At 36.1% G+C, this 12,126-nt stretch carries 7 protein-coding genes and 1 pseudogene; 5 read left to right on the top strand and 3 right to left on the bottom strand.

Features of this window, described 5'->3' with window-relative positions; all coding sequences use genetic code 11:
- Both LDX58_RS25005 and LDX58_RS25000 read right to left on the bottom strand, forming a co-directional pair.
- Nucleotides 1-247: helix-turn-helix domain-containing protein (locus tag LDX58_RS25005; protein ID WP_227940375.1), on the bottom strand; the 247-nt coding region annotated here is incomplete at its 3' end.
- 155 nt (nt 248-402) lie between these two features.
- Nucleotides 403-2,277, bottom strand: coding sequence for a transglycosylase domain-containing protein (locus tag LDX58_RS25000; protein ID WP_227940374.1), 1,875 nt, complete (start codon nt 2,275-2,277; stop codon nt 403-405).
- 293 nt (nt 2,278-2,570) lie between these two features.
- On the opposite strand from LDX58_RS25000, the gene LDX58_RS24995 reads away from it, so the two are divergent.
- The 5 genes from LDX58_RS24995 to LDX58_RS24975 all read left to right on the top strand — a co-directional run bounded on the left by LDX58_RS24995 (nt 2,571) and on the right by LDX58_RS24975 (nt 10,201).
- Nucleotides 2,571-4,466 carry a PrkA family serine protein kinase gene (locus LDX58_RS24995; protein WP_227940373.1) on the top strand — a complete coding sequence of 632 codons (1,896 nt, stop codon included), beginning with the start codon at nt 2,571-2,573 and terminating at the stop codon, nt 4,464-4,466.
- A gap of 578 nt (nt 4,467-5,044) precedes the next feature.
- A complete protein-coding gene (gene yhbH / locus LDX58_RS24990) occupies nt 5,045-6,220 on the top strand; it encodes a sporulation protein YhbH (protein ID WP_227940372.1) in 1,176 nt (391 codons plus the stop codon).
- 212 nt (nt 6,221-6,432) lie between these two features.
- Nucleotides 6,433-6,813 carry a PilZ domain-containing protein gene (locus tag LDX58_RS24985; RefSeq protein WP_227940371.1) on the top strand — a complete coding sequence of 127 codons (381 nt, stop codon included), beginning with the start codon at nt 6,433-6,435 and terminating at the stop codon, nt 6,811-6,813.
- A gap of 165 nt (nt 6,814-6,978) precedes the next feature.
- The gene (locus LDX58_RS24980) at nt 6,979-9,216 is read left to right on the top strand and encodes an MASE3 domain-containing protein (RefSeq protein ID WP_227940370.1); all 2,238 of its coding nucleotides are present in this window, start codon (nt 6,979-6,981) and stop codon (nt 9,214-9,216) included.
- Nucleotide 9,217: 1 nt separating this feature from the next.
- The gene (locus tag LDX58_RS24975; protein ID WP_227940369.1) at nt 9,218-10,201 is read left to right on the top strand and encodes a Gfo/Idh/MocA family protein; all 984 of its coding nucleotides are present in this window, start codon (nt 9,218-9,220) and stop codon (nt 10,199-10,201) included.
- Nucleotides 10,202-10,324: 123 nt separating this feature from the next.
- Here LDX58_RS24975 and LDX58_RS24970 read toward each other — a convergent pair.
- Nucleotides 10,325-11,753, bottom strand: a pseudogene (locus LDX58_RS24970) (sigma-54 interaction domain-containing protein).
- Nucleotides 11,754-12,126 lie beyond the last annotated feature (373 nt).

Genomic DNA, 12,126 nt, shown 5'->3' with positions numbered 1-12,126 from the left:
CCTGAAAAGAAGCACCTGTTTCTACCATAAATTGTATCGTATCCATTTTAAATTGAACAGAGTACGCTTCCTTCATTTTTCTTCGCTTTAATCCCTCTATCCCTTTTATTTTATAGGATCTTACCCAATCTTGTATTGGGGTTTGAGAGGGCATATTGTATTTTTTCGCTAATAATTTATATCCAAGATTTCCATTTAAATACTCGGTAACAAGCTTTATTTTAAATTCTTCACTATATTTGGCCATAAAAACACCCCCGAAAGTTAGATTTTCTACTCTAACTTTCGGGGGTCGGAACCGAGTGATTGCTCTTTTTTTATAATTATGTCACAGTACAGAGGATGCTACTTTCATAACAGTTCAACGCTTTTGTATAAGGGGAGTTAGTAGACGCATTTATGTTACTTCATCAATTCTTTCCATATTTCTAAATGGGGGGCTTTGTTTGAAATATGAGCAATGCTTGACCATTTATCTTTTCCAACCCATACACCTGTCGTGTATTGCTCGGTTAAACCGACAAACCAAAGATCAATATAATTACTTGATGTACCTGTTTTTCCTCCTGAGTAGGGGGCAGAGATTTGAGCTCTAGTTGCTGTACCACTCCTCATAACTTCTGCTAAAAGTTTGCGCATCTTGTCATTGGTTGATTTACTCCATACTTCAACTGAATCCTGTTTCCATCTGTATAAAATCGTTCCGTCTGAATCGGTTACTTGCCTAATTCCATAGGCGGGTCGATAAGAGCCATTTTGACCAAAAGTTGTGTATGCTCTCGTTAACTCTAGCGGAGAAACCCCGTGAGTAAAACCCCCGAGTGCTGAAGCAAGTTGATGTTCCCTGGAGTCTACTTTAGAAAATGAAAATTTATCTAGATATGAGAACGCGGTTTCAACTCCCACTCGATCTAAAATACGGACTGCTGGAGTGTTATATGAGTGCTTTAGGGCTGTTGTTAATGGAACCATCCCATATTGCCCACCTCCATAGTTACTAGGGCAATAGTCGTTTCCACTCTTTTCTTTAAAACAAACGCGGTCAGCATTTATCATACTTTGAATCGGAACATTAAGTTCTTCCAAATAAGGGGCATAAACAAGTAATGGTTTAATAGCTGAGGCAGGATGACGGTACATTTGATACCCTCGATGAAAATCAAACTTCTGATAATTTTTCCCGCCAGTAATGGCAACTAGTTCATTATTTTGATGATCAATCACAACAGTGGCTGCTTGGACGTCAGATTCGGGCACATGTCTGACGATCATTTTAATCGCAAAGCTTTGCATAAAGGGGTCCAGTGCTGTTTCAATTTGAACACCTTGTGCGAGTAATTGTTGAACGCGTGCTGCTAGTGATTGTTCAATCTGTCGTTTGTCCTCATCAGAGTTAGCTTGGCTACGCTTAAGATTATATCCTTCGCTTTCAGCTACTAAATCGGTAAACTCCTGATGTATATAAGTAACATAGTCTGGATGTGTGTCGGTTTTTATTCGAACATTTAAGGCAATCGATTCAGTTAACGCCTCTTCGTATTGTTCTTCTGATACATAAGAAGCCTCTAACATTTTCTGTAGAACCCACTCCTGTCTTAATTTCGTTTGGTCAATGTTTGTTAGTGGATCATAATGGCTTGGATTGTTTGGCACGGCACTTAAAAAAGCTGTTTCAGCAAGCGTCAAATTTCCACTCGATTTATTAAAATAATATCTGCTTGCAGCTTCAATCCCGTAGACCCCATTACTGAAATAAACGGTATTAATATAAAGCTCAATAATATCTTGTTTGGAATAGGTTTTCTCTAGCTCATGTGCATAAAGAATTTCACTCATTTTCCGATTATAAGTTTGCTCATGCGATAGAAAAAGATTGCGGACCAATTGTTGTGTCATCGTACTGCCGCCTTCTTCAACCCTCTTTTGCTTGGCATTTGCACGAATGGCTCTTGCAATCGCGATGGCGTCATACCCTTTGTGCTCGAAAAAGCGTTGATCTTCCGTTGCAATAAAGGCATCAACCACAAGGGTAGGAATTTCATCATAATTCAAATAAACTCGATTAACATCTCGATATATTTCACTAATCACATCGCCATTACGGTCAGTCATCAGGCTATTAGTTGAAAGAGAAATGCCACTTAAATCAACATGATCTTGTATCACATCTGATAAAGTTTTTACTTCTTTGACTTCAGCTTTCACTTCAACTAATAAAAATATAAATACGATAAAGATAAGGCCAATTAAAATCCAACCAGTACTAGATCTCAGCATTTTTGTACACACACTCTTTTCAATTGTTATCTGGAATCTCAATGGTTCAATTTTTTGAAATGCTACGAATCGCTACACTAATGGTAAGTGGCATGAGAAAGACCTCTACTAGAACTGATTATTTTCACCTACATGCACTCATGTATTGTATCATTAAAACTTTTTTTAATGTTGAAAACAGTAGGGCACAAGACTTTGCTGAAGATGAAATTAAAATGTGATGCATGTTCACTTTCATTTTTGCATATGGATTATTAATCTCGCTCTTGACCACGAGGATGGAGGTACGTTATATGTCAATATTAAAAAAAGTTGAAAATTTCAGAGAAGAAGAAGAACGTTTAAAGTGGGAAGGAACTTTTGCTGACTATCTAGATCTGCTAAAAGAAAAGCCCTGGGTTGCCCAAACTGCTCACTCCCGTGTTTATAATATGATAAAAGATGCTGGAGTCGAAGAAGTGAATGGGAAAAAAGAGTATTCCTTTTTTAAGGATCAATTGTATGGGGTGGAAGAGTCACTTGAGAAGTTAGTGGAAGAGTATTTTCACTCTGCAGCGAAAAGACTTGATGTTAAAAAACGTATTCTGTTGTTAATGGGACCTGTAAGTGGTGGTAAGTCAACTCTTGTAACAATGCTTAAACGTGGATTAGAACAATATTCAAGATCAGACAAAGGGGCAGTATTTGCTATTAAAGGATGTCCAATGCATGAGGATCCCCTTCACTTAATTCCGAATCATCTTCGTAAAGACTTTTTTGATGAGTATGGAATTAAAATTGAAGGTAATCTCTCACCATTAAACCTAATGCGTGTTGAAGAGGAGTATGGTGGTAGAATTGAAGATGTTATTGTTGAGCGAATATTTTTCTCGGAAGATAAACGTACAGGGATCGGAACATTTAGTCCGTCTGATCCGAAATCGCAGGATATTGCTGATTTAACTGGTAGTATCGATTTTTCAACAATTGCTGAGTACGGTTCAGAGTCAGATCCAAGAGCGTACCGGTTTGATGGTGAGTTAAATAAAGCAAACCGAGGAATGATGGAGTTCCAGGAGATGTTAAAATGTGATGAGAAATTCCTATGGCATTTACTTTCTCTTACACAAGAAGGGAATTTTAAAGCAGGCAGATTTGCTTTAATAAGCGCGGATGAATTAATTGTTGCGCACACCAATGAATCTGAATACAAATCATTTATATCCAATAAAAAGAATGAGGCCTTACATTCACGGATTATCGTGATGAAAGTGCCTTACAATTTGAAAATTGATGAAGAAGAAAGAATCTATAAGAAAATGATAGCGGATAGTGACTTATCACATGTTCATATCGCGCCACATGCGTTAAGAGTAGCTGCTATATTCACTATTTTAACTCGACTTAAAGAGCCAGCTAAACAAGGTGTGGATTTACTTAAGAAAATGCGCCTATACAATGGCGAGAGTGTAGAAGGGTTTAACTCTCAAGATTTAGTAGAGTTAAAACAGGAAGATCCGGATGAAGGTATGAGTGGAATTGACCCACGTTATGTCATTAACCGAATTTCTTCGGCAATTATTAGAAAACAATTAACATCCATTAACGCTCTTGATGTGCTGCGATCCATTAAAGAAGGTTTAAGTGAGCATGCTTCTATAAGCAAAGAAGATCGCGAGCGTTACCTCGACTTCATTTCAGTGGCAAGAAAAGAATACGACACAATTGCCAAAAAAGAAGTACAGAAGGCGTTTGTGTATTCTTATGATGAGTCAGCGAAGACACTAATGGATAACTACCTTGATAATGTAGAGGCTTACTGTAATAAAAATAAACTGCGCGATCCTCTTACTGGTGATGAAATGACACCAGATGAAAAGTTAATGCGCTCGATTGAAGAACAGATTGGAATCTCTGAGAATGCGAAGAAAGCCTTCCGTGAAGAAATTCTAATCCGGATTTCGGCTTATGCGAGAAAAGGAAAGAAATTCGATTATAATTCCCATGAGCGCTTACGTGAAGCGATTCAAAAGAAGCTATTTGCTGATCTGAAGGATATCGTAAAGATCACAACTTCAACGAAGACTCCAGATGAGTCTCAGTTGAAAAAAGTTAATGAAGTCATTGCTAGATTAATTGATGAGCACGGCTATAATTCAACATCTGCCAATGAACTGCTTCGTTATGTAGGAAGTCTCTTGAATAGATAAGAAGAAAAGCAGTTTTCGCCCCGAGGTGGAGACTGCTTTTTTCTGTCTGATCTTATTTTATCCCGATAATTGGTTTTATAGATTCGATGTAAGTATTATCGGGTGCAAATGACCGAACATAGGAGTCTCTTTATTTAATAGTGATTTTTTGAATTTAACAGAGAAAACTCGATTTTAAAGCTAATGCTTAAATATATCTACGGAAATTAATATAAAAGCGAACAGACCATAGCTCAAATCCTAAGAGCGTATCAGCGAAAAAAAAGGTTCAACCCTTGAATATTTTAGATTTATTTACTATTAGCCTAAACGGGTCACTAGAATATTTAAAGTAGTGCATCAGAGATGAAAGCGATTAAACATTGTTTTTTTGCTTGTCCTCTTTCGAAAATAGCAGATTTGGCAGAATTTATTAGCAACTCTCTTCCTCGTCTGCATAGGATAAAGTAAGCCATTCTTATAGAGGCTGCTTTACATCGAGACTCGAGACCATCATATGCGAGGAACTTTAAGTTTGTGAAAGCAACTTTATGTAATTTTTGAATAAGTGGGATGATTAGAAAAGGGAGGGGAATCACATGACGAACAACAATCAACGTCAATTTGTCGTGTCACAAGAAAACTGGTCTCTTCATCGAAAAGGGTATCAAGACCAGCGACGTCATCAAGAAAAAGTCCAAGAAGCAATAAAGAAAAATTTACCAGATCTTGTTAGCGAAGAAAATATTGTCATGTCGAATGGTCGAGATGTGATTCGGATTCCGATCCGTTCTCTAGATGAATACAAAATACGATATAACTATGATAAGAATAAACATGTTGGTCAAGGGCAAGGGGATAGTAAGGTAGGGGATGTAGTAGCAAGAGATCCCAATGCTAAAAAGCAGCAGCAAGGACCTGGTAAAGGTCAGGGAGCAGGCGATCAAGCTGGCGAGGATTATTCCGAAGCGGAAGTATCAATAATGGAATTGCAGGAAATGCTTTTTCAGGAATTAGAGTTACCAAACCTTCAAAAGAAAGAGGAAGATGAGATCATCATTGAAGATATTGATTTTAATGATATTCGAAAAAAAGGCTTGATGGGTAATATTGATAAACGCCGTACGATTCTCTCAGCAATTAAAAGAAATGCTCTAGAAGGTAGACCTGGTTTGATCCCAATTTATAATGATGACCTTCGCTTTAAAACATGGAATGAAGTAACGAAACCAGAATCAAAAGCTGTCGTTATAGCGATGATGGATACAAGTGGCTCAATGGGTAGATGGGAAAAATATATGGCCCGAAGCTTCTTCTTTTGGATGACTCGTTTTTTAAGGACGAAGTACGAAACCGTTGACATTGAATTTATCGCTCACCACACAGAAGCAAAAGTAGTCACTGAAGAGGATTTCTTCTCTAAAGGGGAAAGTGGTGGAACTATTTGTTCTTCTGCTTATCGAAAGGCTCTTGAAGTGATCGATAACAAGTATGATCCATCACGTTATAACATTTATCCGTTTCATTTCTCGGATGGTGATAACCTCACTTCTGATAACGTTCGTTGCTTAAAGCTTGTAGAGCAATTGATGAATGTATCAAGTATGTTTGGTTATGGGGAAGTCAATCAATATAGTCGGCATTCTACACTAATGAGCGCTTATAAAAACATTGAGGATATTCGTTTTCGTCACTATATTTTAAAGGAAAAAGGCGATGTGTATCACGCAATGAAAACATTTTTTAAGAAGGAAGAGAACGAAGCGTTAGTGTAATCAAATGCAAGTAAGATGAATGGGATGAGAGTAGATCATTATTTATTGATCTACTCTTTATTTTTGTTTAAGGTAGGCCGATATATAGAAAGAGTTCATAATGTCATCCTTACAATAATATTAGTTCCGATCATAAAGAAAAACAGAAGTTGCTGTTATCTCACAATTAACGTTACAGTTTAAAGTAAATGCAGACATGAAGGAGAATGAAAATGACTTCAAAAAGATACAATCGTAACGAAGCCTTTAGGTATGAATTTAGTAAACCATTAGTATGTTCGTTGGTATTCACTTTAAAGTCTGAGGGTCAGGTCGAAAAGAAAAATCGATCTTATACTGGGGAACTAATTAATATGAGTCCTAAAGGTGTGCAGGTTTATCTCGATACTAATGTTCTAGAAAAAGAGAAGGTAAGAAAAATCGAATTAAATCTAACCTTATCAGAGGCCCCCTTGGTTTTAAAAGGAGAGGTTGTCTGGAAACGAATTTATCTTAGTGGATATTTATACGGTATTCAATTATTGGAAGAAGATATGGAACAGATTATTATAGAAGAATTAAAAATATACACTAAAAATCTCAAATCATTATGATTGCATACAAATAAGCGAACTTAAAGTGATCTTTTTTGTTACGGAGTTCTACCTTTTTAGAAAAGAAAAATAGAGCTTTTTATTAAGAAAAAAAATTCAACTCTACGCATAAAACCAAAGTTGCAAATGGTATAATGGAACTATTAAATTGTCGAGGTGACAAATTTGCAGCTTAACAAAAGTGAAAAGAACACGATCGTTTTGGCAACCATAGGAATGGTTATTTTGTTATTGGTTATTTTTCAAGGTATACAAACCAATTTTTATGAACTAGACCATTACTTGTTATTACATACTTTACTCGAGTTCATTAGTATCGCGATTTGTGTATCTATCTTTATTTATGGATGGTTAACATTTCCTTATAATCAATCTAGGATCTTGCTATTTGTTGCGCTTACTTTTTTGGATGTAGCGATATTTGATATCCTACACACTTTATCTTACGAGGGGCTGCCATTTTTCCGAGATTCTAATCCGCAGGTTGCGACATGGTTATGGTTACTGGCTCGTATAACGGAATCAGTTGCTTTTGGTATCGGAATATATTTATTAGGGAAATCTAGACATGTCAATAGTATAGTACGAAATCTATGGTTAGTTGGACTTGTGTTGTTCCCTCTTCTTACGTCATATGTTGTCTTTTCCTTCGGTGCGTACCTTCCAAAATTAATTGCGGGTTCAGGAACAACGGCTTTAAAGAACAGTTTGGAATATCTGATTGCTTTTGTTCATCTTATGGCAATCGTCTACCTTTGGAAAAAGTACAAGAAGAAAAAAAGTATTTTCGTCTTAAATCTAATGCGTACCTCCTTTTTCTTGATTTTATGTGGTGTAACAGTAACAACTTATCAAACAGGATCTGATCTTATCCTTTTAGTAGGCCATGTCTTTAAAGTAATTGGGTATTTCTTCATTATGAAAGCTTTCTACAATGCTAATATCCAAGTTCCTTTAGAAGACAAAAGGCAGACAGAAGAAAAATTGTTAAATATAGAGAGTGAGCTAGAACTTCTCTTTAAACATACAGATGAAGCTATTTATATTTATAATTTAAAGGATAGAATGCTTGTACGAAGAAACCCCGCGTTTACAAGGATGTTTGGTTATGAGGAAGATGAACCTTTAAGTGCAGCATCTTTAGTTCCTGAAACAGAAAAAGAAGAATTTGAACATCTGCTTAGTAGATTGGCTAAAGGACATTCCCTTATAGATTATAAGACACAGCGACAACACAAAGACCGGACTTTATTAGACGTTTGCATAACGGTTTCACCAATGAAAATGTATGATGGAGAAATGTTTTGTGCCTCAATTATACGAAATATAACAGAACAAAGAAAAGCTGAAAAAGAGCTTCAAGAGATAAGACAAGAACTCGAGGAAACATTAGAACAGCATCAAGGAATTATCTTTAAGTTTAAAAAAATAGATGGTGTCTTTGTGCATACGTTAATCGATGGGAAAATCTTTCGTGAATTAGGTGTCTTACCGGAAGATGTGATCGGTCAACCTCTTCAAAATATATATCCTAATACAGATGTTGATTTATTAAATAGGTATAATGAAAGAGCCTGGCAAGGGGAAGAAGTCGAATTTCAATATGAGGTGAAGGAAGGCTTTATTTATTTAACTTCGCTAATTCCGATCAAACGAGATGGGGATACTGTCGAGGTACTTGGGACAGTGAGGGATATTACAACTTTAATAAAAACGGAAGAGTTACTTCGTAAAACAGAAAAGCTTTCTGTTGTTGGGGAACTCGCTGCTGGTTTTGCCCACGAAATCAGAAACCCGCTAACCACGATTAAAGGCTTTTTACAATTAATAAAAAAGGAAACCGATGAAAAAAGTGTAGAGTATATGTCAATTATGTTAAATGAAATTGATCGACTTGAAATGATTACAAACGAGTTTATGGCTGTGGCAAAACCACAGGTTGCCAATTATCAGATGGAAGATTTACGATTATTAACAGAAAGTGTTATTCAATTTCTTAGTCCACAAGCTCTATTAAAAGATGTTGAAATGCTCATGATCGTCAAGCAAGACATTCCTTTCATCTATTGTGACAGTAATCAATTAAGACAAGTTTTTATCAATATCTACAAGAATGCAATGGAAGCCATGCCTAAAGGTGGGACGGTTACAACAGTGGTGTCTATAGAGGGTGAGTTTGTTTCCATAAGCATTACTGATCAGGGTTCGGGTATTCCAGAGAATTTAATACCACGTCTTGGTGAACCTTTTTATACATTAAAGGAAAAGGGGACAGGCTTAGGATTAATGGTCAGTCGCAAAATTATTGAGTCCCATCAAGGTTCAATAATAATCAAAAGTAAGGTGGATGTCGGTACGACAATGACCATTCAATTACCAGTAAACAAGAATAGTGGAGGTTAATATGATAAGGTTCGGTGTGATTGGAACAAATTGGATTACAGAGAGTTTCCTTGATGCAGCTAAGAAACTGAACGATTTTAGGTTAGTGGCCGTGTATTCAAGAACAGAAGTACGTGCGCAAGAGTTTGCGGATAAACATCAAGCTTCTGTCGTTTATACAGATCTAGAGGAGATGGCAAGAAGCCGAGAAATAGATGCAGTTTACATAGCGAGCCCTACTTCACTGCATGCGGCTCAAGCGATGCTAATGATGAACCATGGCAAACATGTTCTTTGTGAAAAACCGCTTGCTTCTAATACAAAAGAGGTGGAAGCAATGATTTCTTGTGCAAAGGATAATGGGGTACTATTAATGGAAGCGCTAAAGACAACGTTTCTTCCAAATTTTAAAATGATCCAAAAATATTTAAACAAAATTGGAACGATCCGTCGTTATTTTGCTAGCTACTGCCAATACTCATCGCGGTATGATAAATATAAAAATGGTGAGGTTCTTAATGCGTTTGATCCTACGTTCTCTAATGGGTCATTGATGGACATCGGGATTTATTGTGTATATCCATTAGTTGCATTATTTGGTGAACCGAAAAAAGTTGCTGCTCAAGGCTTAAAACTTGAATCAGGAGTAGATGGTGAGGGAAGTCTCCTTTTGCAGTACGATGAAATGGAGGCCGTCATCATGTATTCGAAGATTACTAACTCCTATATACCATCTGAAATTCAAGGAGAAAATGGAAGTATTCTATTGGATCAAATGAATACCCCTAAAAAAGTAGAAATCAAATACCGGGACGGCTCTGTTAAAGATATTAGCAGACCACAAGAGGAAAATGGGATGTTTTATGAAGTGGAAGAGTTTATTCATCTTCTTCAAAATAAGAAATTTGAATCTGATATAAATTCTTTTGAGAACACTCTATTAACAGCGAAAATACTTGAAGAAGCTAGAAGACAAATGAATATTGTCTTTCCTGCTGACTTATAAAAATACGAATAATTATTAAAGAGGTTGTTCAAAAAGGGCTATTCTCATTTTTGAACAACCTCTTTAAATGAAACGCATAAAAATGGTAGAAAGTTGATATCTACATAATGTGTAATGTTTTTCCTAATTCTGTATAGATGATTGATTAATTTTAAATTCCCTTAAACGATATTGCAAAGATTGCTTACTAATCCCTAATGATTCTGCTGTTCTTGTAATATTGTTTTTGTGTTTATGAAGGGTATTTTTGATATAACTCGATTCCACTTCAACTAGCAGATCTTTTAGGTTTTTATTGGACTCAGCGATTGCCACATAATGATTGCTCGTTGGATGTTCTGATTCGACAGCTTCCATTCTTACATCCGACTGATTAATAAAGTGGAAAGGGAGTAAAGTGGAACCAATGGTAGTTACACCATCTGTTACTAGGTTCATCGATCCCTCAATAATATGCTCTAATTCTCTTACCTTACCAGGCCAGTTATACTGCTGAAAGGCTTGGAGAATTTGTTTATCAACCTCTGCAATGTCCATTTGAAATATGCGATTATACTTCTCGATAAAATAATTTACTAGTAAAGGAATATCCTCTTTTCGATCAAGAAGGGGTGGAATAAATAGCGATACAACGCTTAACCGGTAATAGAGATCTTTTCGAAGATGGTTATTTGCATTGCTTCAATGGGATCTTCGTTAATGGTTGTTATGATCCGTACATTCATTTTTTTATCTTTGGTATCTCCTACTCTTCTTATTGTTCGTTCTTGTAGAACTCTTAATAATTTAGCTTGTAATGCTGGATTTAAGGAGTTAATTTCATCGAGCAATAAGGTCCCACCTACTGCTTGTTCCAATAGACCTGGAGTTTCAATTGCCCCAGTAAAAGCACCTTTCTTTGTTCCAAATAATAAACTTTCAATTAAATTATCTGGAATGGCCGTACAGTTTTGTGAAAAAAGGGCCATTCGCCCGATCACTTGCATGATGAATATTTTGTGCAAATATCTCTTTACCTGTTCCTGTTTCGCCGATAATTAATACAGAAGAAGAAGTCCTAGTTGCCCGCCTAGCATTTTCAATCACTTCCTTTAAAGCTGGACTAATACCAATAATACTTTCAAATGTGTATCTAGTTAATCCGTTTTTTAACATATTTTCTTTTAAACGCTCATATTTAGTAATATCACTTGCAAGTTCGACTGCACCTATTCGTTCTCCTTTGAAAATAATAGGATACGTATGATTAATGGTCGTTATTTTCTTCCCATTTTTATTGTAATAGGTTTGTTTTGCATTTTTTACCGTTTTCCCATCCTCTAATGCTTGTAGAAGTCGACTGTCTTGTTCGTTTTCAAAGGTAAACACGTCGAGAGTTTTTATTTAATACTTCTTTTGAATACATCGATTCTATTTGCATTTTTTTCTTGTTATAAATAATGGTTTTACGTTCAGAGTCAACTACTTGTATGCCTACATCTATATTTTCTACTAGTTGCTCATAAATGATTTGAAACATCTCTAATTGTTTTGACTTCTCTTTTTTGTTCATAGTTGACCCCTTTCTTAAAAAAGCTGCAACCATTTTTTGCAGTTTGGCGCAAATTTTGCAAATAGAATATTGTAATCTTTATTTGAAAAGGAGTCGATTAATATGACAGTACTTTATAAGCATGAGCCATTTACAGATTTTACAGTTGGGGAGAATATTCATGAATGTTAGGCAGCGCTAAAACAAGTTAAAGGAGAATTAGGAAAAGACTATGATTTAATTATTGGCGGTAAGAGAATCTCAACCGTAAGCCCCCATTCAAACAACGCATATAAATACGCAGCGCCTCCTGGTACGATACATGTATTAAATAAAGGAGGTGCTTTTCTTATGCCCCAACAAAAATTAGCGATCGTCCCCGTTACACTGCACG

The organism is Alkalihalobacillus deserti (genome assembly GCF_020734105.1).
GTDB classification, from domain to species: domain Bacteria; phylum Bacillota; class Bacilli; order Bacillales; family Bacillaceae_D; genus Halalkalibacter; species Halalkalibacter deserti.
This window is presented reverse-complemented; position numbering and strand designations above follow the sequence as displayed.

What these genes read in the sequence shown, in the direction of transcription:
- LDX58_RS25000 (WP_227940374.1), bottom strand. Translation starts at nt 2,277, where the DNA reads ATGCTGAGATCTAGTACTGGTTGGATTTTAATTGGCCTTATCTTTATC.
- LDX58_RS24985 (WP_227940371.1), top strand. Translation starts at nt 6,433, where the DNA reads ATGACTTCAAAAAGATACAATCGTAACGAAGCCTTTAGGTATGAATTT.
- LDX58_RS24995 (WP_227940373.1), top strand. Translation starts at nt 2,571, where the DNA reads ATGTCAATATTAAAAAAAGTTGAAAATTTCAGAGAAGAAGAAGAACGT.
- yhbH (WP_227940372.1), top strand. Translation starts at nt 5,045, where the DNA reads ATGACGAACAACAATCAACGTCAATTTGTCGTGTCACAAGAAAACTGG.
- LDX58_RS24975 (WP_227940369.1), top strand. Translation starts at nt 9,218, where the DNA reads ATGATAAGGTTCGGTGTGATTGGAACAAATTGGATTACAGAGAGTTTC.